The following is a 20,393-nucleotide window of genomic DNA, read 5'->3' as shown; positions in this document are numbered from 1 at the left end:
TGAAATATCCAACGAACGACTGCGGTGAAATCCCGGCAGTCGCCAGGCAAATTCATTCGACGCTGTCGGGCCAACGAGTCTGCGCAGTCAATGCCGCTCCGAATCGCTCGTACTCGCACGGATCGAAGAACCGTTCGCTCGCGGTATATCGCCTTTGCGTCGGAATGGAAATCGGAAAATCGATCTCGGTCGCACGGCGGAAACTCAATTCGAGCTTGATGCCGTTCGGATCGTGAACGAACAGTTGCCAGATCGGTCCGTCATCCAGGTTTTGCTCTTTGAAGGTCAGGTCCAGGCGCTCGAAGTGGACCCGATACCATCCGAGTCCGTTCGCCTGGAACGCAATATGATCGACCGTCCCACGCGCATTGTCTGTCGAGACTTGCCCGCACTCATCGGCAGCAGCTCGCCCGCCATAGACGTGCAGCACCGCGGATTCGCGGGTGCCCGGCGCAGCGAGCCATGCGCCCATGGAAGTCAAGCTCCCCGGCCTCGGTACCGGGACGAACCCCAATGCATCGCGGTAAAAGGCGACTGTCGTGTCCAGGTCTATCGCCCGGATCGCAACGTGGCCTATGTTCCCTATCGTCATGATCTGTCTCCGTCCTGCTGCATCTCCGGCTCGAGCCGGCATCCTCTGTCGGAGCGGGCTGCAGTCGCCCGCTCCGGAATCACCACGCACAACTCCGAACGACAGCTGTCCTTCGCACAGGTTCAGAACTTGTGCACCAACCCGACAACGACGCCCACCATGCTGCGAGACGACGACGGCGTGGCGTTGTAGGTATCGCCGATCGTCGCGGTCGCATTGATAATGCTGCCGGCTCCGGTCGTCCCGAGTGTCTTTCCGCCGGCTCGAGCGTAGGCCTCCAACGCATAGAGATTCGTTCTCTTCGACAACGCGTAGAACTCGCCAAGCGTGAATTGCTGGTACCGGGCACTGTCCGAGATGCCGTTCGCCTTCGTGGCGCGCGTATAGCTATAGCCGGCGGCCAGGTCCCACACCGTTGCGGGCTTCCAATGAACTGCGACACCGCCGGTGTTGAAGATTTGTGTGTTGTGGAATGCGGAACCCGAACCCGGGATATATTGAACATTCGTATAAGTGCCTCGAATGTCCAGCGTCGACGTGATCGCATAGCTCGCGCCGACGGCGAAACGTTGCTGCCCCTGCGCCGTCTGATAGCCGTTCGTCACGGACGACACGCCGGCTTGCGCCCCCGCGTTCGAGGTCGTCGAGCTCGCGCCAAACGGCCCGCCGCCCAGCGTCGCGTTGTCGATTCTCGATACCCCGACGCCTACGCCGAAGGGGCCGCGGTCGTAGCGTGCGGCCACACTCCAACTCGCGCCACGATTGACACTACCCGGCACGCCACCGAACGAATACGAACCGCTTACGGTAAATCCGTAAAGCATCGGCGACGTATAAAGAATCGTATTGTTGGTCCGGTAAACGGTATCGAGACCGTCGACGTCGCCGGAATGCGCACCGAAGCCCGTAAGCGGAACTGTCGGACCGAATCCGTACATGATCTGGTAATAAGACATGTACTGTCGGCCGGCCGTGACGGTACCGTAGCTCGGATTGGTCATCCCGACGAATGCTTGCCGGTTGAAAATCAGTCCATCGGTCGTTTCCGCGCCATTCAGCGTATTGAAACCTGCCTCGAGGGTAAAGATGGCCTTGGTCCCTCCGCCGAGATCCTCGGAACCTTTGAGACCGAAACGGCTTCCGTAGGCGACGCCCGTGATCATTTTCACGACGGAATGCCCACCGGCATTCGAACCGAGCGCCGATTGATTCGACGCGTAGGCGAAGCCGTTGTCGATGATGCCGTACAGCGTGACACTGCTTTGGGCGAACGCGGGCGCGCTCGCGAGTGCGGCGATACCGACAATCGCCAGTTTGCTCTCCATACCTGCTCTCCTCACCATGACTCTCCTTTTATGACGTCACGTTAGTACGACTTATTTTTATGATTTGCCGCTGAACCACTCGATTCGATTGATTGCCCTGCCGATTCTGGTTTCACGTAGCGCCGAGTCACTTCCCTCGGCAGGGGCAATCCCAAGTAACATCAAGAAGCGCGGTCCGTTTGGCGCGCCCCAAGCCCGGCGCCTGTTAGGCGTCGAACCCGAGCATCGCCTTGACTTCGAGATACTCTTCGATACCGAATACCCCCATCTCGCGGCCATTTCCGGAACGCTTGTACCCCCCCATCGGAGCAGCCGGATTGCTTGCGACACCGTTGAAAAACACGCGTCCCGCCCGGATTCGGGAGCCGATCGCACGCCCTCGCTCCTTGCTGGCACTGAACACATATCCGCCGAGGCCATACTCCGTTCCGTTCGCGATCTCGATTGCCTCATCGTCACTGGAATAGGTCATGACGACGAGAACCGGACCGAAAATTTCCTCTTGGGCGATCCGCATCTCCGGCTTCACATCGGCGAAGACGGTCGGTTTGATGAAGTACCCGCTCGCGAGCCCTGCGGGAAGCCCCGGACCACCCGTCACCAGCGTGGCGCCTTCCTCGAGTCCGATCCGGATATAGTTTTGAATTCGTTCGTACTGGCTTCGGTTCACCACCGGCCCCATCGTCACCGATTCGTCCAACGGATTTCCGACACGCACTTTGCCGGCCTCGACCCGCAGCATTTCGAGGAACGTATCGCGCTGACGCTCATGGACCAGAATGCGAGTCGGCGCGTGACAAGACTGCCCCGAATTGGTAAATGCACGCGTGATGTTCCATTCGGCCGCTGCCCGAAGATCCGCATCGTCCAGAACGATGTTTGCCGACTTGCCGCCAAGTTCCTGGCACACTCGCTTGACGGACGGCGCAGCCGCCTCCGCGACCAAAATGCCAGCGCGCGTCGAGCCGGTGAACGACACGAGATCGACGTCCATGTGACGGCTCAGTGCATTACCGACCACCGGCCCGTTACCGTTGACCAGGTTGAAGACGCCCTTCGGCACCCCGGCCTCGTCCAGGATCTCGGTCAGCAGGATCGCCGACACCGGAGTGAATTCGCTGGGTTTCAGGATCGTCGTGCAACCGGCCGCAAGCGCATAGGCGAGCTTCGTTGCAATCAACTGGATTGGCCAGTTCCACGCGGTGATGAGCGCGCATACGCCGATCGGTTCGCGGCGCACGAGGTTGCCGTCGAGTCGGGTTTCGAACGCGTAGTCGCGCAGCGTCGCAACCGCCTGCTTGAACGACGCAAGCGCAGCCGTCGTGTGGATTTTCTGGCTGACAGGTGTACCGAGTTCCTCGGTGACCGCTGCAGCGAGTTCAGCCTCCCGTGCAGAAAACCGCTCGATGATACGGGCGAGCAACGCGAGCCGCGCTCCTTTCGTCGTCGCGCTGAATGACGGGAATGCGGCTCGTGCCGCTCGAACTGCGCGCTCCACGTCTTCGGTCCCGCCCAATGCGACAGTCGCAAAGGGCTGTTCCGTCGCCGGATTGATCAGCCTCCACGTCTCGCTGACTGTCGGCTCGACCCATTGCCCGTCGATATAGATCTTGTCGTACGATCGCACTTCAACTCCTTGGCTGTTTGACGGCGCCGGTCATGCACCGGCGCCCCTGAATCACGACGCCTCGATGATCCGGATATCGCGCTCGGCACCGTCCGCGAGCGCCTTCAATGCAGCTTGATACTCGGGGCTGTCGTGCGTCGCGATCGCCTGCGCGATGCTGTCGAACTCGATGAGGACCGTGCGCTCAGCGACGCCCTGCTCGTACACCTGCGCCGGGACCCCGCGTGCGATGAATCGGCCACCACCGCCCTGAATGGCCGGGCCGGCAAGTTTGCCGTATGCCGCGAGCGCATCGCTGTTCTTGATCGCCCGATATGCTGCAATCCAATATGCCTTTGCCATGCTTCCTCCAGTTTTCGCCGTGCATTTCGCACTGAACGGTTGAAAATCGACCTCGCACGTCCTGCGCGATGATCAGTAGGTAATGAATTCGGAATGATTCAGAAACGCAGGCGACGCGCCTTTTCCGCTGCCGCGCCATATAGGAACGAGAGATCGGTCCCGCTGGAAATGTAGCGGGCACCGAGCGCCACCAATTCACGAACGAACTCGGGATCTCCACCGAGACCGCCTACGCCGAGGTGTTTGCCATGCTTCCTGCAGGCCTCGAGGCATCGACGATAGGCATCCTTGATCAGTTCGTGCTGCAATTGCCCGGTTATTCCCAAAGACGCACACAAGTCGTTCGTACCGACGAACAGCATGTCCACGCCCTCGACTGCGGCAATCGCGTCTACCTGATCGAGTGCCTGCCCCGTCTCGATCATGACCACCACCATCGTCGCGTCGTTCATCGCCGCAAAGAGCTGATCTGTCGGCATGCTTCTAAAGCCTACGTGCGGTAGCCCGCCAGTGAACGAGCGCGTTCCGGTGGGAGGGTACTTGGCGGCCTGGACCACCGCCGCCGCTTCGTCCGCCGACTGTACGTGCGGCGCGATCACGCCGAGCGCACCGCCATCGAGCACGCGGGTGATATCGTCCGGCGCGCCCGCTGGAACCCGAACGAACGGCGTGATCCCCTGCCCCAGCGCTGCCATGCAAATTTGAGACGTCGTTTCGACGGAGAAGCTGCTGTGCTCGAGGTCAATATAAATCGAGTCAAATCCGGCGGTTTTCGCAATGACGGCTATCTCAGCCGTTCGCACCAGCCTGGCCGTCATGGACAGAACAACCTCGTCTTTTGCGAGCTTATTCTTTACACGATTGAGGACGACTCCCCCTTCGCTCTCCTCCATCAAAATCTCCATTTATCTAAGAAGTATTTGTCACTCATATGCCGGAAAAACATACAAGCACCAAAATCGCGATTTGATGATCTACCGCAGCCAAAACCATGTCAAGGAAGGTGCCGCGGACCTATAACCTCAGGATATATCCGGCCCTCCCCTAATCTGGATCAATGCGTAGATACCCCTCTAAACTGAACTTACGCAGCAGGAATGCGGTTTTATCTCGTGCAGATTTAAAGGAGCGACACGTGAAAGTAGCTGAAGCGGCGAAGGCTGAATCGGGAGTAGTAGGCAGCATGCGCGAAGGCGTGCTGGAGCAGAAGATCTTGTTGACGGGGGACGACGACACCCCGAACAACTACGTTCTCAACCTGGGCCGGACCGGCTCCGGTGGCTGGCAGGCGCCGCGCCACCGCCACAACTTCGACCAGATCCGGTACGTGATCAAGGGTACGTTCCCGTATGCAAAGGACAAGACGCTGCCGGAAGGTTGGGTCGGCTATTTCCCGGAGAGCGTCTACTACGGCCCGCAGGATCGCCCGGAAGGTCTCGAAATGGTGGTCTGTCAGTTCGGCGGCGCCAGCGGCAACGGTTATATCAGCGTGGAGCGCCGCGAGGCGGCAAACGAAGTCCTGAAACAGAAGGGTGAATTCAAGGACGGCGTGTTTACCTATTACGACGAGAGTAACAAGAAACATAATAAGGACGGGTTTGAAGCCTGCTACGAGCAAATTACCGGCAACAAGCTTGTTTACGCCCCGCCTCGTTATCATGACTTGATCATGATGAATCCCGAAAACTATGCGTGGGTCACGGACTCCGAGCCCGGCGTTTCGGTGAAATGGCTCGGCTCTTTTACCGAAAGAAATACGCGAATCGGTTTTGTGCGTATCGAGCCGAATGCCGAATTCTCGGCTGGCATGCAGGACGCAACGGAACTGCTCTACCTGAGCAAAGGTCGCGTGTCCCTGAACGGTCGGGAATTCGGCCCGGAGTCTGCCTTCGAGTTCGGAGCCAACGAGGGCCCGATCAAGATCTCTGCCACGGAACCGACGGAACTTCTCCGGATCGTTCTCCCGAAGTTCTGACCGAACAGATTCAGACCCAATCGAATCATCTAAGGAATATCGAATGAAGCTCGCCCGTATTTTGTTTGAATCCACCGAACGGCTTGGCGTGGTCGATGTGGAGAAATCCCGTGTCCGGCTGCTGGATCCCTCCCTGCGCGATATGGCAGACCTCATCGAACGCCAAGTAGCCTCCGGCGATATCGACGGCGATGCGGAGCCCATCCCGCTCGATCGTGTAAAGGTACTCGCGCCGATCGTGCCCCGCCGAAACGTTTTCTGTGTCGGCAAGAACTATCGCGAACACGCAAAGGAGTTCGCGGGTAGCGGCTACGAAGCAGGCGCCGTTAAAGGTGCTGAAATCGACGAGTATCCGGCCGTCTTCAGCAAGCCGCCGTCGACGATCGTCGCTGATGGCGACGATGTGCTGCTCCATTCGCACGTCACGACGTCGGTCGATTACGAGGCCGAACTCGCGGTCGTCATCGGCAAAGGCGGACGCGATATCCGCGCGGAAAACGCACTCGAACACGTGTGGGGCTATACGATCATCAACGACGTGACCGCTCGCGATCGTCAGCGGCAACACAAGCAGTGGTTCCTCGGCAAGTCCCTCGATACCTTCTGCCCGATGGGTCCGTGGATCACCACCGCTGACGAGCTGCAATCCGACAACCTGAATGTGCAGTGCTGGGTCAACGGCGAACTCCGCCAGAACGCGAATACCCGCGACCTGATTTTCGGCATCCCGACCCTAATCGCGACGCTGTCCGCAGGCCTGGAACTGCGACCGGGCGATGTCATCGCAACGGGAACGCCGGCCGGCGTCGGTATCGGATTCACCCCGCCTCGCTTCTTGAAGTCTGGCGACGAGGTCAGGATCACCATCGAGGGTATCGGTACTCTGACAAACCGCTTCCGGTAATGTACCGTAGCGTACAAATGGGTCTGGTTCGTCCGGATCCGGGACGACGGTCAAGCCCGGATCCGAGCGACGCGGGGCGCAGGAATGCGTTCCGCTCGACCCTCCTGTGTACGCATACCGGTCAGAGTGATGCCATGACAACAGCCGTGACTCCGGAACCCGCCAAAATTCAGTCCCGCAATACTCCGGTTCACGGAGAAGGCGGTACGATCCCTGGCCTTGCCATGGATCCGCGAAAGCTGCTGTACATGGTCACCGCGATCGAACAGGGAAGTCTCTCGAAGGCGGCAAAGAAGCTGTCCATTTCGCAGCCGGCATTGACGAAATCGATGGATCGCCTCGAGAGCGACCTGGGCATGAGGTTGCTGGAGCGAACACCGACCGGGATCGTTCCGACCGCGCTTGGCGAACTGCTCTACTCGCACGCCAAGCATATTCGCGACGAGATCGACCTCGCGGAGACGCGTTTGCAAGCCGACACCGGCGCAACCAACGTGATCACGCTTGGCACGCTCCCCAGCCTGGCAAGCCGGATCCTGCCGCTGGCTGTCGCCCGTTGGCGAGAACAGGTTCCGAACGTATTTTTGCGCGTAGTCGAGAAGGTACAGGTCGAGCTCCTGCTCGGGTTGCTTCGCCGGGAATTCGATTTCGTGATCGGCCAGACGGAGTTCTTCGACATTTTTCCGGAAGGCCTCAAGCAGCGGGTGCTGTTCCGCGACAGGCTCTGCGTGTTCGCACGCCCGGATCATTACCTCTTCGGGCTCCAGGCATTGTCGTGGGCAGATCTCGCGCAGTTTCCGTGGGTATGCCCGATGGTCGGCTGGCAGCAACGCGCAGCGCTCGAACAACTGGTCGCCGCCGAAGGTGTACCGCCGCCAAAGCAATTGATCGAAAGCGGTTCGATCGAGTTTACGAAGACCTTGATCGCGGAAAGCAATCATCTGGCGCTGCTGCCGGCTCACTCCGCGATGCCCGACGTCCGGGCCGGCTACATCAAGGCACTCCCGATCACGATTCCCGCGCTCAAGCGGAACATTGCCGTGATCTTTCGAGAAAGCGCCCCGATCAACGATGTGCACCGAAACTTCATCGCACATCTCGAGAAAGCAGGAAAAGAGCTATGTGAGAACCAGGATGCCCTGTAGTCCGGAAGGCGGGTCTTTCGATAAGCCCTGCATCAGCACGATCGGCGGACGACTGATGCACTAAAAGCAACAGTCGCATGTCTGGTCCGCGGCCGCACACATTGAAATGCAGCCACCCCAACGAAAAGCTTTCCACCACGAATGCCGGATCTCCCGCTAAAGGTGCATCGTCGCGCATTTCGGATTGGCTCGAAAAGACTGGAGGTAAAACATGATGAAAATTGGATACGTTGGCCTCGGAGCGCTCGGCGGTCAGCTCGCTCGCCGCTTCATTGGCTCGGCGGAACTCTGGGTGTGGGACATCAGCGAGCACGCACGTACGACGTTTGCGCACGAACAAAACGTTCACGTCGCCTCATCTGCTGCCGAGCTTGCTCAGCAATGCGAAACGATTTTCGTGTGCTTGCCACGGAGTTCCAACGTCAGGGACATGGTGTTCGGCGAGAACGGTCTTTCGGCAGGGCTGTCTCCGGGAACGATGATCATCGACCAGACGAGTGGCGCGCCGGAAGAGACGAGACAGATCGCCAAGGAGCTTCTCAAGTGCGATGTGACCCTGATCGACGCGGCCGTCTCGGCAAGCCCGCACATCGTCGCATCGGGCGGCGCCACGCTCATGGTTGCGGGCTCCGATGAAGCATTCGAGCGCGCGTTGCCGGCGCTTCGCATCATCACTGAAACGATCTATCGTTGCGGAACGCGCGTGGGCGATGGTCAGGCGATGAAGATCGTGAACAACGCGATGAACGCGGCGTGCCGGCTCGGCACACTCGAAGTTGCCGTGCTCGGCAGGAAAGCCGGCGTTTCGCTGGCCGACATGGCGCCCTTTCTGAATCGTGGCCAAGCCCGGAATCAAACTACGGACAAGATGCTGCCCGCGCTCGTCGAAGGCAAGACCTCGACAAACTTCGCGCTGGCGTTGATGCTGAAGGACGTCAGCCAGGCAGTATCGCTCGGCATGACACTGGGCGTACCGATGCACGTGACCAACCTGGTGCGCGGCCTCCTGCAAATCGGCGTGAACACGCTCGATAGCTCGGCGCGACTGGAAGACATGGTCAGCGTGATCGAGACGCTCGCGGGTACCAAGCTTGCAGCCCCCGTCGAGCCCTCCCGGACGGATGCCGCTGTTGAGAAAGCGTCGCAAGCACCGCATCTGACCGAAGCCGATCAGTATCGAGTCGAGGAACTGCTCGAGCGCACCATTGCGGCGTTATGCCTCCACACCACCTACGAATGCGCGATGGCAGGGATCCGATACGGCCTGTCGATGCAGGCGATCTCCAACGTGGTGAACAAGAGTTCGGGCTGGAGCGAGCACTCCCGCTCGCTCCTTCCCGCGCTCGCCAACGGCAACGGCAACGTGCCCGACGGACTCGATATCGCACACACGGTACGCGATTTGAATCAGGCGTGCTCTCTCGCCATTCGGGTCGGCACGCCGTTGTTGATTGCGAACTCGGTACGTAGTGTCTGGGAGCAGGCACTCAATCAGGTTGACGCCGCGCGGGTATCCTCCGATCCGACTGAGTTCTACCGGGCAATGTCAGGCGTTCGCGACTGATAAGCGAATCCGCCGCTGATTCATAGGAGGCGCCGCTAGACGGCGCCTCCCGTGCCGCGCGGGCATTCGCGTACGCCGGTCTCGCAATTACGTCGGAGCAGCAACGTCCGGCCCTACGCCCCGTGGCCCGGGGGCGCGCTGCTCGGCCGGCGGCATATGCGCTCGAAGCTCCATGACTGACGTGCGATCGCCCCCACGGTGGCGAAGCGCACCGTTGGTTGTCGATTCGAACGTCACTTGCCTTGGAATTGGGGCTTGCGCTTGTCCTTGTAAGCCTGAATCGCCTCCTTGTAGTCGGCCGTCGATTGCACAACGGCCATCTGCGCCGCGACGGCATCCAGACTTGTCCGCAGATCCGTCCGCATCGACTGGTACATCAGTTTCTTGATTTCGCGTAGCTGGATCGGCGGACCATCGGCCAACTGAGTAGCGAACGTCAGTGCTTCGTCCATCAACGACTCGTCGCTGAACACGCGATTGACGAGACCGATATTCAGCGCTTCCTCCGACGATACGAATGCACCGGTCCACAACAGCTCCAGCGCCTTGGCCGGACCGACCAGACGTGGCAGGAAATAGCATCCGCCGTTACCCGGCAGCAGGCCGACTCGGATGTACGCCTCCGAAAAACGTGCGGAAGCACCGGCGAATCGCAAATCGCACATCAGCGAGAGATCCATCCCCGCGCCGACCGCCGCTCCGTTCACGACCGCAATCAAGGGTTTCTCGAACGCATCGACAGCGAGCGCAACCTGGTGGGTGACTTTTTGCAGGCGGAGCTTGCGCTCGAGCGGTGTAGGGTCGCGCGCTGCGTCTTCGGCAGAACGCCGGCCCAGGTCGCCCCCCGAACAAAACGCATCGCCTGCGCCGGTAATCACGAAGCAACCGATCGAATCATCGTCGTTCGCAGACTTCAATGCACTACCGAGCATCGCAAGCATTTCTTCGCTTAGCGCATTCTTCTTTTCCGGGCGATTCAGGCGAGCGACCATCACTCGGCCGACTATGCTGATCTCAAGATCGGACAATTTCAACTCCTTCTGTTGGGCTCGGCCGTCCGCGCTCGCGGAAGGTACGGGTAGATGTTCGGCGGGCAATCACTTCGCCGCCAGCTGGCGATGACGTGCGTGTTCGTCGCGCGCCTCGGCAAGTGCGTCTTTCAACGCGCGATTGATCCAGCGCTTGTTGTCGGCGAATACGGTCGGGTCTTTTGCTCCGAGGCTCGTCGCCACCGCGCTCGCGGCAGCGGAGAGCTCCTCGCGCCTCACGACCGACCTGACAAGCCCGCGACGCTGCCCTTCCGCGGCAGACATCCGACGGCCGGTCTGAATCAGGTCGAGTGCCAGCGCTCGCCCACCGATCACCGCGAGGATATTCGCGCCCGAGAACGTCGCAATGCCGAGATCGATCTCGGGCAGAGCGAGGTCCGCCGAGTCGACGGCAACGCAAGCATCCGCAAGCAATGCAAGCATCGCCCCTCCGCCTATCGCTGCGCCGTTGAGCACCACGACGACCGGCTTCGGCGCGTCCATCACGATGTCCTGCAATGCCGCCAGCGCGTGCGAGCGCCGCTCCCTCTGGCGCACTGCGTCACCGTCCTCGGGCTTCTCGCGCACATCCACACCTGCCGTGAAGACCCGTTCTCCCGCTCCGGTCAGCATCACCGCCCGAATCTCCGGATCCCCTACGCCTCGTGCAATCGCCGCGGTAATGTCCTGGACCATGCCCACGGTCATCGCATTCGCCTTGTCGGCCCGATCCACGGTGATCCATAGAAAGGCATCCCGTTTGTCGACAACTACGTTACTTGCCGCTGTTTCCATTTCGTACTATCCCGATTGCTGATTTCCGTTCAAGTCGCGACGCCATTCATCACGCAGAAGGCGGCGTGCTTGAAACAAACATGTCTGCATGAAACTCATCTTCCGGAAGCCCGCATTCCGCCGTGAAATCACGTAACGCCGCCTGCACGACCACCGGTGCCCCGCATGCATAAACCTGATGCCCCGACAGATCCGGGTAGTCGTCCATCACGGCCCGGTGCACGAAGCCTGTCCGGCCACGCCACGTGTCTTCGGGGCGAGCGTCCGAGACGACCGGGACATAAGTCACGCCGTGCTCCTCCGTCCAGGTTCGCGCGAGTTCATCCAGATAGAGATCAGCGGGTCTCCGTCCACCCCAGTAGAGCGTCATTGGTCGGCGGCTCCCCTTGCGCACCTCGTGTTCGATCATCGACTTGATCGGCGCGAAGCCTGTGCCGCTGGCGACGAATATGATCGGCTTTTCGCTGTCTTCCCGAACGAAGAACGTCCCCAACGGACCTTCAAGCCGAAGCAGGTCGTTTACTTTCATCGCGTTGAACACATGCGTGCTGAACGGACCGCCATAGTTGCGCAGGTGCAGTTCGACAAACGCGTCATCGTCCGGGGAATTGGCCATGGACAGGCTGCGCCGGATACCGCCGTTCATCAAGACATCGATGTACTGGCCGGGCAGAAATACGAGCCTGTCTTTTGCGGCCGTCCTGAGCCGGATGCGCATCACGTCGTCTGCCAGCCGCTCGAGCTGATCGACGCGGCTGGCCAGGCGCCGCACCGGTATGCCTTCGGCCGCGTGAACGACCTTGCAGGCCACGGTCACCGCAGAAAGCGGCTTCGCTTGACACAGCAGCGCATAGCCTTCGCTGCGCTCCGCGTCCGTCAATCCCTTGAGGCCACCTGCGCCGTGGTCGACTTTGCCTGCCACGACCTTAGCCTTGCACGCACCGCAAACTCCGTTTCGGCAGCTATGCGCCAGCGGATACCCGCTGCCAAGCGCTGCGCCCAGAATCGTTTCACTGCGCCGCACGTCCAGGGTGCGATCGAGCGGCTCGAATGTCACCGGATAACTTTCCGGCGCTACCAGATCATCACTCATGGGAAGCTCACCTGAATCTCGGACGGGGAGTGTTTGTTGCGCCCCAGTCACGCCAACGACCCTTCATTGGCATCGTGCGGGACAATGAGCGCATCTGCGGCAATCACGCCGCCCGGCAACGCGAACAGCGGATTGATGTCGATTTCCCGCACGCGATCGCGGTTTTCCCACGCGAAGCGGGACAGAGCGGCAAGCGCCGAAGCGATTGCGCCCACATCCATGGCTGCGCCGCCACGAGCGCCATCGAGGATGCGGCGGAACTTCAGCTCATCGAGCATTTCCCGTGCCGTTGCTTCGTCGAACGGCGCCAGTCTGCAGGTCGAGTCGCCCAGCAATTCGGCATAAATGCCGCCCGCGCCCACGACGACCACCGGGCCGAATACGATGTCGTTCACCGCGCCGGCAATGAGTTCGATGCCGCCGCGCACCATCTCCGATACCAGCACGCCATCAATGCGTGCCGACGGCATGTAGTTGCGCGCATTCACGAGGACTTCGTCGATTGCCGCCTCCAGTTCTGCCCGTGTGCCGATACCGACCTTCACGCCACCGGCCTCAGTCTTGTGGGGGATATCGGCCGACACGACCTTCACCACCAGAGGCGCATTCAACGAGTCGAATACCGCGCCGTCCGCGCGGGTGACGACGACGTCTCGTGTCACCGGAATGCCGGCCGACGCCAGAATCGCTTTCGACTCCGTCTCGGACATCGCAGCGCCCAGCGCGATCTGATGCCCATTGCTCGATGCAGCGGTCTTGCCGTCGACATCCCGGGTCCGGCTCACGCGAAGTCGGGCTTCCTGATAGCGTGCCAGCATGGCGATCGCGCGCGCCGCGCGCGATGGGGACGGCAACACCGGAATACGTGCGTCATCGAATCGGCGCAGCGCGTCAGCGACCTCGCTTGCCGGTGCGGAAGAGAACACGACGATCGGTTTTGTCGCATCTGCCGCTACGCGTGCCAGCACGTCGGCTGCCGCGGCACTGCCGGCCTTGCCTGTCGTTGCGAGATTGACGCACACCGCATGTACGTTCGTATCGTCAAGCACCGCCCGCACCGCGGTTTCGAGCTTGTCTGCGTTGTTCGCGGAGAAGTAGCCGGCGGTGAGATCGATCGGATTGTGAACTGCGCCGATATTCGGCACGACGGCCTGGAGCTTGCGCTGCGTCTCTTCACCAAGTTCACACAGTGTCAGCCCCTGCGGCTCGCCTGCATCCGCGAAGACAATGGCGGAGCCGCCCGACACGCCCATCACCGCAACGCCATGGCCCGACGGATACTTTGCGCCGGCCAGCGCTTTCAGATAATCGACGGCCTCGTGGATTTCGTTGATTTCCACGATACCCGTTTGCTTGAACAGCGCCCGGTAAAAGTCGTAAGTACCGGTCATGCTGGCCGTGTGCGACGCGGCAGCGCGGGCGCCCTGTTCGGTGACGCCGCCCTTCCATAACAGGATTGGCTTACCGGCTGCCATTGCCCGACGGCCGACGTCGAGCAAGGCGCGACCGTCGCGGGTGCCTTCGATATACGCGACGATGATTCGGGTTTGCGGGTCGTCCAGCAATGCATCGATGAGCTGCACAGTGTCGATATCAGTCTCGTTGCCTGTCGCCACAACGTGACGGAATCCGATATCCGCGGCAGAGCACGCAAGCGCGAGGCTGTAGCCGAAGCCGCCACTCTGCGTCACAAGCGACACTCCGCCTGCCTTCAGTTTCGGCTCGCGCGTAATACTGCCGAACGCCGCGTAGACGTTCGAATGGATGTTGGCGAAGCCGAGACAATTGGGCCCGATGATACGCATGCCGGCTTTGCGTGCCAGCGCAAGCATGCGCTGTTCGCGTTCAATGCCTTCCGGCCCGCTTTCACGAAACCCGCCGCTCAATACGACCGCGAACGGCACGCGCTTTTCCGCACACCCTTCCAGCACCGGCAATACGCCGGCAGCGGGAACGCCGACGACGACGAGATCGACAGGCTCGTCGATCTCGGCTACCGATCCGTAGCATTTCAGTCCTTCGAACTGTTCGTATTTCGGGTTGACCGGAAAGATCTTTCCCGCATAACCGTTCTTCAGCAACGCACGAACAGCCTGGGAACCCGGCCGTCCAGCGTCGTCGGACACACCTACCACCGCGATTGAGCGCGGCTCGAACAAATGTCTGAAGTCGTTGTCGTTCATATCGTTACTGGCTACCACACCATCGATGAGAAATTGGGGGGATCGGAAACGCGCCTGCTCGGGGTCCTCACAACGCCGCGCGCTCTGATCGCAGCACTCGTGGGCAGGGTCCATGCGACCTCGCCGACAAGAAACACTGTAGACCGCCCCTTCGCACGCGTCAATTAAAATGAAACGGGTTTCATTGTTCGGAACCAAAAAACGACCGACGAGACATGCTCGACAATCGCGAATATCCGCCGGCAGCGGGTGGAAAGGGGTAAGGAATTCGGCAAGAAACTCTTGCGCGGCTGGCAAAGCGCACCGTTCAATGCGCCGGATCGGCCAATCGCCGGAATGAGACACGACCTTCTGATTTGCAGGAGCGCGACTGAAGCAGTCCAGGCATTTTCGGAGCGACCGACGCTGTTGCCGTCGCAAGATGTGGCATTGACTCGTGCAGCAGCACATTGAAGGCTGGGGCATGACACATGCCGGCGGCATGAAGTCGCGCGGCGTGTCGAGCCCGCAATCGGATCGATTGAATAGTGCGGCGGTGTCCCGCGACGATACCGCCGCGAGACGATGCCTTACTGCAACGCCGGCACGTCGACCCGAACGGTCAATACAGCGGCCTTTCGCTTGCGCGCGGACAGTTCGTCAAGCGTACCTTGATAGACGGTACAAAACAGCTGTCGTCCGTCGGCACCGCCAAGCGTGCACGATACGGCGCGACCGTCGAAGCTGATCGCATCCGTGATTGTCCCGCCGTCGAGCACGCGAAGGACCTCGCCCGTATTGAAGCAGGCGGCCCAGACTGCGCCCGCCGCATCGGCGCAGATTCCGTCGGGCTCGCGCTCGCCGAGATCCGCATAAACGCGGCGATTGACGAGGTGTCCGCTTTCGTCGATGTCGAAGGCTGTCAGTCGACGAAGCCAGGTTTCCGCGACGATCAGGGTTTTGCCGTCGTTGGTGATGACCGCGCCGTTCGGAAATTCCAGCTCCGTCGCGGCCACGCTGATCGCCCCGTCGCGATCGACGCGATGCAGTGCCGTCAGCGCTTTCGGCTCGCCAGCATCGTAGTCGTATCCGAAGTTGCCGACATAGATGCGCCCGTGCCGGTCGATCACAAAATCGTTGACATCGCCCGCAGCGACCCCGGAAAGGTCCGCATACTCGACGATCGAATGTCCAACGATCTTCATCAACCGACGATCCTTCGACGACACGACGATCGGTGTCCCGCCCGGCAGAAACCCGAGCCCCGACGGTCGATGCGGCACGTCGCAGATTTTTTCGCGCATGCCGTCGAGACCAAGTGCGTAGACCGCATGGTCGAAGACATCCGAAATCCAGAGTCGATCATCGTGCCAACGCGGCGCTTCCAGGAAGACGAAATCTTCTGCAAGAAGCGAGGGTTGGAAAGTTTTCATGTGCTCCTCCTTGTGCTCCAGCCTGGTGCGTAATGGCGAGAGCGCCTGTCCGCCCTCGTCATTGCCAGCCGGCGCGTTACCAGCCGCCGTCGATCTGGATATTCTGCCCCGTGATCAGGTCGGACTGCGGCGATGCAAGGAACAGCGCGAGATTCGCCACATCGACCGCCTCGATCCGGCGCTTGAGGCTCTGACGCTCGAGAATCCAGTTGTTGTACTGCTCGCGGCTATCCGCGCGATCGCGGAATTCGGCTTCGGAGACGACGGCACCCGGCGAAATGCCGTTCACGTTGACGCCATGCGCACCGAGTTCCCGCGCCAGCCCCTTTATCAGACCGAAGAGCGCCCCCTTGGACGCGATGTACGGCACGTATCCGTCCCACTGGCCCGTGAGCGTCAGCGACGTGACATTCACAATCTTGCCGTAACGGCGGGCTTTCATCGCGCCGCTGCACGCTCTAGCCAGAACGAAGGCAGCCGACGAATTGATTCGAACCTGGTCTTCGTACTCCTCGATCGAGAATTGTTCGAACGGCTTCATGATCACGAGCGCTGCATTGTTCACCAGCACGTCGATCCCGCCGACCTCCTCGGCCAGCGCCGAAACGGCCGCTTCGGTCGCCGACAGTTGATTGAGGTCACAGCCGAAATAACGCACATCGCTGCCGAACTTGCCAAGCGTCTCCTGCGCGCCTTCGACACCCGGACGGTCCAGCGCGATCACGGTTGCACCCTCCTCGGCGAAACGCGCGACCAGCGCACGACCGATCGTCCCCAATGCGCCCGTTACAAGCACCTTTTTCCCGGACAACTGAGCCATTTAAATCTTCCTCCAGTTTTCACTGCATGGTTGCGCCCCGACGGTGTCGGGACCCGGTACACCGGGAAGCAGGCGCTTCCCGCGGAAACTTCGTCGACCTCCGCTCGATCGCATCGCTGCGATCGAGCGGCGTATGCATCAGGCACCGGTCACCATTCCGCCGGACAGGCGGCCAGATTCTCCTTCGTGATCGCCGGTGTGTCGTACGTGATGAATTGCGCCTTCTTCGTGTTCTTCCCGGTCGCGGCGTCATACAGCGCCTTGGCCGCGAGACGCCCGATCAACTGAGGACGTGTACAGACCGAACCGTCGATGCCACCGCTCTTGATCGCATCGTTGCCGAGCCGGGATCCGCCCGCCGTCGCAACGAGCTTGGCCTTGGCACCACTCGAACGCAGTGCGCGTGCGCAGCCGAGCGCCATATCATCCGCGTGGCTATAAATGAGATCGAGATCGGGATTGGCCGTCAGGATGTTCTGGCAAACCGACTCACCTTTCGCCGGCGTCCAGTCGGTCGGTTGCGAAGCGACGATCTGATATTTCACACCCGCTTTGTCCAGAGCCTTCTTGAAACCGTCGGTCCGCTGCCGTACCACGGCAAAACCAGGCGCGCCCTCGATAATGCCGATCTTCGCTACATGGTCCTTCGGCAGAAGACGGGCGGCCAGTTCGCCGGCGCGTTCGCCCGCTGCAACGTCGTCAGTCGTGACCAGCGCCGTCAGTTTCCCGTAGACCTGACGAATCGGCACCTTGTTGGGATCACCAATCTGGACGGCGGCCGCCACGAACGGAATGTTGCTGTCTGCTGCGCGATCGACCCAACCCCGAGCAACGACCGAATCGACCGCGATCATCGCGATACCGTCGACCTTCTGTGCGATCAGATCATCGACGGCGTTACCTTGCCGCTCAACGCTTGCCCGACCGTCCAGCACGACTGCCCGACACCCCATTTCCTTACAGGCGTCCTGAAAGCCCTTGGCCAGCGATACGTCGTAGGGGTATTGCATGCTGTCCGCGACAAACGCGAGCGTCACTTCCTTCGCGTTGACGGCATGAGCCGACAACGCCAGCGTCGCCGCGATCGCGGTCAGCCCGAGCTTCATGAAAATTGCCTTCATGCTTGTCTCCTGATTCCTCTTTTGGTTTTGCAGATTGCCGGCGCGACCTGACCACAACGACGCTACCGGCCTGACGTGTATGCGATACAACTCTAGACCGGCTGCATCGCGCCGTCAATTAATTCGAAACTAGTTCCGATGTTCGGAACTTCAAATTGAATGCGACGATCTCGGCTTCAATGTGATCTCTGCCCGAAATCGACTTGACGATCAGAACAGCGTCATGATCCCGGCGATCGCGCCAAACTGGCTGTGTCCGTAGTTCGGTGCGACATTGCCCGCGGCACCGCCCTGCCTCGCGTTCGGGCCGTACGGGTCGAGGAAGCCATTGCCGAGCCCCAGATTGGAGGTCGAGCTGTTGTGGAGATAGGCGAATTCCGAGTACAGGAAGGTCCGCTTCGACAGACTGTAAGTGCCGCCAAGCGTATACATCGTCGCGTTGCCGTTGCCCTTGTTCGCGTTGGCGTGATAAACGCCACTGGTCAAGTTGATGAACGGATTCACGAGGTATGAAACCCCCACCCATTCGTGGTCAACTGCCGTGGGCACGCCGCTGACACCGGACGGCAATGTGCCTGCCGTCACGCCGTAGCTGCCGAGAGACGCATCCGGCGCGCTCAGGTGCTGGTATCCGACGTACGCCTTGAGCGGGCCCCATGCATAAGTGCCGCCGGCCATGATGGACCGGGAACTGACGTAGACATTCGAAAACTTACCGTTCGGATCGCGCGTTTCGTCATAGATCGCGAGCAGTTCGAGATTGCCGGCGTTGTACATCAACTTGACACCGTCCGCGCGTCCTTGCGCACCGCCCAGCTGATTCGGCCCCGAACCCGAGATGCCGGAGCTCGACGGTGCCGAGTTCCAGCCGCCCGGATTGTTGGTGAGGCTGTACTGCCCTTTCACGGTCAGCCCGCCAAGGCTCGGCGACGTGTATTCGAGTCCGTTGCCGGCCTGTGACCAGTTTCGCCCGCGCACCAGCGTCGACACGGCGAATTGCTGAAAGAGCTGTGGATCGAGATCGTAGCTATCCTGCATGATTTCGCCGGCACCCGTGTTGCCCATCTTGAACGTGCCGTACCTGTCGTTCGTCACGCCGACCCACGCATGACGGCCGAACAGGCTTCCGTTCTGGATGTTACCGGTCAACGTGCTGATCCCGGTTTCGAGCTTGAAGATGACCTTCGTGCCCGAGCCAAGATCCTCTGCCCCTTCGATACCCCACCACGATTCGCCGAACCCGCCGCTTTGCATGCCGATGAGGCGCCCGTCTCCACGGCCGCTCCAGTACGTCATGCCGTTGTCGATCCGACCATAGAGCGTAACGCTGCTCTGCGCCTGCGCGCCCGCCGCCAATGCGAGCAGCGAAAGACAAAAAATTTCCTTCTTCATGTCGCTTCCTTGTATTGAAACGTCTCCACCATGACCAGGCTTTCATACGCCGGCGATCAATCCCGCCAACCTATTTGCCTGTACCCCGCGACAGATTCTATTGACGCCAATGGCATCGGAAGGGCGATCGATGGGTCAGGAAAGCGATAATCAATTTTTCCTTGTCACGCTTTATTGACAGGGCTTCGGCGTCGGATGGTCACTTTCCGTGATCAGTATTTCTTGCACGGCTCGACTACGTGTTCGGCGGCGCACCACCGTCGACCTCGACGTATCGCTTCCCGATGAAATCGACCGGCCCGGCAGATCAGACCAATGAACTTCGTTGCCAAACCTTGTGTTCAAAATGCAACGAAAATTATTCGTAGTGGTACTTATCAATTAAAGATTTCCCCTGTGAAATGATCCGCGTGGTGCCAGCAGAAACTGCAATGGCGACCCAGCCAATACGACCATGCATGGCGAAGCGATACCCGACCTGCGCGCTACCTGCGTGGTGCGCATTGGAAGGTGATCAATGAGAATCGGAAAAGAACAGCAATGTGGCACAGAGTCTGGTGCAAGACGCAGCGCCACCATCGGTTAAAGAATGCATTCGGCCCCGCTCAGGAACACCGCATTACTGAGCCCCGATTTCGAGAGGAATGGTAAGTGTCCCGTCGTATGTGACGGCGGTCACCAGACGGATTCGCCATAGACGAGCGTGTGCAAACGCTTGTCCGGTGTAATGAGAACGGCATCGACAGTGATCGCGGTCGCCGCGATCAATCGAAGGTTCATATCTATTTCAATGGGAAAGTTCGCAGCCCGTATCGTGATGGCCATATCCACCGGGATGACCTGCAGGCCGTCGATCGATACGAGCGTGGACAGCCAGCGTCGCTTGTCGACCGACAGTTTCAACCGTCCGCCATCGACATACTGCGACACCTCGAGAACGCTGATCACCGAAATGGCGAGCGCACCGGCGTGTCGTTCCCGTTCGATCCTTTCGCGCATGGCCGGGCTCAGCGTTCCCTGGCCGCTGAGCCACATGACCAGTGCCGGCGTATCGATTACGACCAAGGCGGCTCCG

Annotated in this window: 18 protein-coding genes; 4 read left to right on the top strand and 14 right to left on the bottom strand. The window is 60.3% G+C overall.

Going from position 1 to position 20,393, the window contains the following annotated elements; all coding sequences use genetic code 11:
• Positions 1–52: 52 nt before the first annotated feature.
• From DIE12_RS20490 to DIE12_RS20470, 5 genes are all read right to left on the bottom strand, one after another.
• Positions 53–592 (bottom strand): VOC family protein, encoded by a 540-nt coding sequence (locus tag DIE12_RS20490; RefSeq protein ID WP_185641027.1) that lies wholly within the window; start codon positions 590–592, stop codon positions 53–55.
• Between the two features lie 122 nt (positions 593–714).
• Positions 715–1,917: a porin gene (locus tag DIE12_RS20485; RefSeq protein WP_124523543.1), complete on the bottom strand. Its 1,203-nt coding sequence runs from the start codon at positions 1,915–1,917 to the stop codon at positions 715–717.
• A 205-nt stretch (positions 1,918–2,122) separates the two neighbouring features.
• Positions 2,123–3,544 (bottom strand): aldehyde dehydrogenase family protein, encoded by a 1,422-nt coding sequence (locus DIE12_RS20480; protein WP_124523545.1) that lies wholly within the window; start codon positions 3,542–3,544, stop codon positions 2,123–2,125.
• Positions 3,545–3,595: 51 nt separating this feature from the next.
• On the bottom strand, positions 3,596–3,886 hold the full coding sequence (locus DIE12_RS20475; protein ID WP_039321237.1) for a DUF1330 domain-containing protein: 291 nt from the start codon (positions 3,884–3,886) through the stop codon (positions 3,596–3,598).
• A 98-nt stretch (positions 3,887–3,984) separates the two neighbouring features.
• Positions 3,985–4,779, bottom strand: a complete 795-nt coding sequence (locus tag DIE12_RS20470) for an HpcH/HpaI aldolase/citrate lyase family protein (protein ID WP_124523547.1) — start codon at positions 4,777–4,779, stop codon at positions 3,985–3,987.
• 242 nt (positions 4,780–5,021) lie between these two features.
• On the opposite strand from DIE12_RS20470, the gene DIE12_RS20465 reads away from it, so the two are divergent.
• The 4 genes from DIE12_RS20465 (at position 5,022) to DIE12_RS20450 (ending at position 9,474) form a co-directional block, all read left to right on the top strand.
• The gene (locus DIE12_RS20465) at positions 5,022–5,861 is read left to right on the top strand and encodes a hypothetical protein (protein WP_124523549.1); all 840 of its coding nucleotides are present in this window, start codon (positions 5,022–5,024) and stop codon (positions 5,859–5,861) included.
• 43 nt (positions 5,862–5,904) lie between these two features.
• Positions 5,905–6,765, top strand: a complete 861-nt coding sequence (locus DIE12_RS20460; protein ID WP_059541820.1) for a fumarylacetoacetate hydrolase family protein — start codon at positions 5,905–5,907, stop codon at positions 6,763–6,765.
• A 134-nt stretch (positions 6,766–6,899) separates the two neighbouring features.
• On the top strand, positions 6,900–7,910 hold the full coding sequence (locus DIE12_RS20455; protein WP_185641028.1) for a LysR family transcriptional regulator: 1,011 nt from the start codon (positions 6,900–6,902) through the stop codon (positions 7,908–7,910).
• A 211-nt stretch (positions 7,911–8,121) separates the two neighbouring features.
• The gene (locus tag DIE12_RS20450; RefSeq protein ID WP_260429036.1) at positions 8,122–9,474 is read left to right on the top strand and encodes an NAD-binding protein; all 1,353 of its coding nucleotides are present in this window, start codon (positions 8,122–8,124) and stop codon (positions 9,472–9,474) included.
• A 233-nt stretch (positions 9,475–9,707) separates the two neighbouring features.
• Here the strand turns inward: DIE12_RS20450 and DIE12_RS20445 are convergent, their stop codons facing one another.
• The 9 genes from DIE12_RS20445 to DIE12_RS20405 form a co-directional block, all read right to left on the bottom strand.
• Positions 9,708–10,502, bottom strand: a complete 795-nt coding sequence (locus DIE12_RS20445) for an enoyl-CoA hydratase/isomerase family protein (RefSeq protein ID WP_260429035.1) — start codon at positions 10,500–10,502, stop codon at positions 9,708–9,710.
• Between the two features lie 69 nt (positions 10,503–10,571).
• Positions 10,572–11,297 (bottom strand): enoyl-CoA hydratase/isomerase family protein, encoded by a 726-nt coding sequence (locus tag DIE12_RS20440; RefSeq protein ID WP_124523553.1) that lies wholly within the window; start codon positions 11,295–11,297, stop codon positions 10,572–10,574.
• A 49-nt stretch (positions 11,298–11,346) separates the two neighbouring features.
• Positions 11,347–12,390 (bottom strand): CDP-6-deoxy-delta-3,4-glucoseen reductase, encoded by a 1,044-nt coding sequence (locus DIE12_RS20435; RefSeq protein WP_124523554.1) that lies wholly within the window; start codon positions 12,388–12,390, stop codon positions 11,347–11,349.
• A 47-nt stretch (positions 12,391–12,437) separates the two neighbouring features.
• Positions 12,438–14,687 carry an acetate--CoA ligase family protein gene (locus tag DIE12_RS20430; protein ID WP_260429034.1) on the bottom strand — a complete coding sequence of 750 codons (2,250 nt, stop codon included), beginning with the start codon at positions 14,685–14,687 and terminating at the stop codon, positions 12,438–12,440.
• A 455-nt stretch (positions 14,688–15,142) separates the two neighbouring features.
• Positions 15,143–15,985 carry an SMP-30/gluconolactonase/LRE family protein gene (locus DIE12_RS20425; protein ID WP_124523556.1) on the bottom strand — a complete coding sequence of 281 codons (843 nt, stop codon included), beginning with the start codon at positions 15,983–15,985 and terminating at the stop codon, positions 15,143–15,145.
• A 76-nt stretch (positions 15,986–16,061) separates the two neighbouring features.
• Complete coding sequence (locus DIE12_RS20420) at positions 16,062–16,805, bottom strand: SDR family oxidoreductase (RefSeq protein ID WP_124523558.1); 744 nt, start codon at positions 16,803–16,805, stop codon at positions 16,062–16,064.
• 149 nt (positions 16,806–16,954) lie between these two features.
• Positions 16,955–17,926: a sugar ABC transporter substrate-binding protein gene (locus tag DIE12_RS20415; protein ID WP_124523560.1), complete on the bottom strand. Its 972-nt coding sequence runs from the start codon at positions 17,924–17,926 to the stop codon at positions 16,955–16,957.
• A 210-nt stretch (positions 17,927–18,136) separates the two neighbouring features.
• Entirely contained in the window at positions 18,137–19,318 is a 1,182-nt protein-coding gene (locus DIE12_RS20410; RefSeq protein WP_124523562.1) for a porin, read from the bottom strand.
• A 675-nt stretch (positions 19,319–19,993) separates the two neighbouring features.
• Complete coding sequence (locus DIE12_RS20405; protein WP_124523097.1) at positions 19,994–20,383, bottom strand: type II toxin-antitoxin system VapC family toxin; 390 nt, start codon at positions 20,381–20,383, stop codon at positions 19,994–19,996.
• Positions 20,384–20,393: the final 10 nt, after the last annotated feature.

The sequence above is a fragment of the Burkholderia sp. Bp9015 genome, from assembly GCF_003853505.1.
GTDB lineage: Bacteria > Pseudomonadota > Gammaproteobacteria > Burkholderiales > Burkholderiaceae > Burkholderia.
The sequence above is the reverse complement of the archived record's forward strand: the minus strand, read 5'-3'. Positions and strand labels throughout refer to the sequence as shown.

What these genes read in the sequence shown, in the direction of transcription:
- DIE12_RS20475 (WP_039321237.1), bottom strand. Translation starts at nt 3,886, where the DNA reads ATGGCAAAGGCATATTGGATTGCAGCATATCGGGCGATCAAGAACAGC.
- DIE12_RS20490 (WP_185641027.1), bottom strand. Translation starts at nt 592, where the DNA reads ATGACGATAGGGAACATAGGCCACGTTGCGATCCGGGCGATAGACCTG.
- DIE12_RS20485 (WP_124523543.1), bottom strand. Translation starts at nt 1,917, where the DNA reads ATGGAGAGCAAACTGGCGATTGTCGGTATCGCCGCACTCGCGAGCGCG.
- DIE12_RS20460 (WP_059541820.1), top strand. Translation starts at nt 5,905, where the DNA reads ATGAAGCTCGCCCGTATTTTGTTTGAATCCACCGAACGGCTTGGCGTG.
- DIE12_RS20435 (WP_124523554.1), bottom strand. Translation starts at nt 12,390, where the DNA reads ATGAGTGATGATCTGGTAGCGCCGGAAAGTTATCCGGTGACATTCGAG.
- DIE12_RS20420 (WP_124523558.1), bottom strand. Translation starts at nt 16,805, where the DNA reads ATGGCTCAGTTGTCCGGGAAAAAGGTGCTTGTAACGGGCGCATTGGGG.
- DIE12_RS20425 (WP_124523556.1), bottom strand. Translation starts at nt 15,985, where the DNA reads ATGAAAACTTTCCAACCCTCGCTTCTTGCAGAAGATTTCGTCTTCCTG.
- DIE12_RS20410 (WP_124523562.1), bottom strand. Translation starts at nt 19,318, where the DNA reads ATGAAGAAGGAAATTTTTTGTCTTTCGCTGCTCGCATTGGCGGCGGGC.
- DIE12_RS20440 (WP_124523553.1), bottom strand. Translation starts at nt 11,297, where the DNA reads ATGGAAACAGCGGCAAGTAACGTAGTTGTCGACAAACGGGATGCCTTT.
- DIE12_RS20450 (WP_260429036.1), top strand. Translation starts at nt 8,122, where the DNA reads ATGATGAAAATTGGATACGTTGGCCTCGGAGCGCTCGGCGGTCAGCTC.
- DIE12_RS20470 (WP_124523547.1), bottom strand. Translation starts at nt 4,779, where the DNA reads ATGGAGGAGAGCGAAGGGGGAGTCGTCCTCAATCGTGTAAAGAATAAG.
- DIE12_RS20415 (WP_124523560.1), bottom strand. Translation starts at nt 17,926, where the DNA reads ATGAAGGCAATTTTCATGAAGCTCGGGCTGACCGCGATCGCGGCGACG.
- DIE12_RS20430 (WP_260429034.1), bottom strand. Translation starts at nt 14,687, where the DNA reads ATGGACCCTGCCCACGAGTGCTGCGATCAGAGCGCGCGGCGTTGTGAG.
- DIE12_RS20455 (WP_185641028.1), top strand. Translation starts at nt 6,900, where the DNA reads ATGACAACAGCCGTGACTCCGGAACCCGCCAAAATTCAGTCCCGCAAT.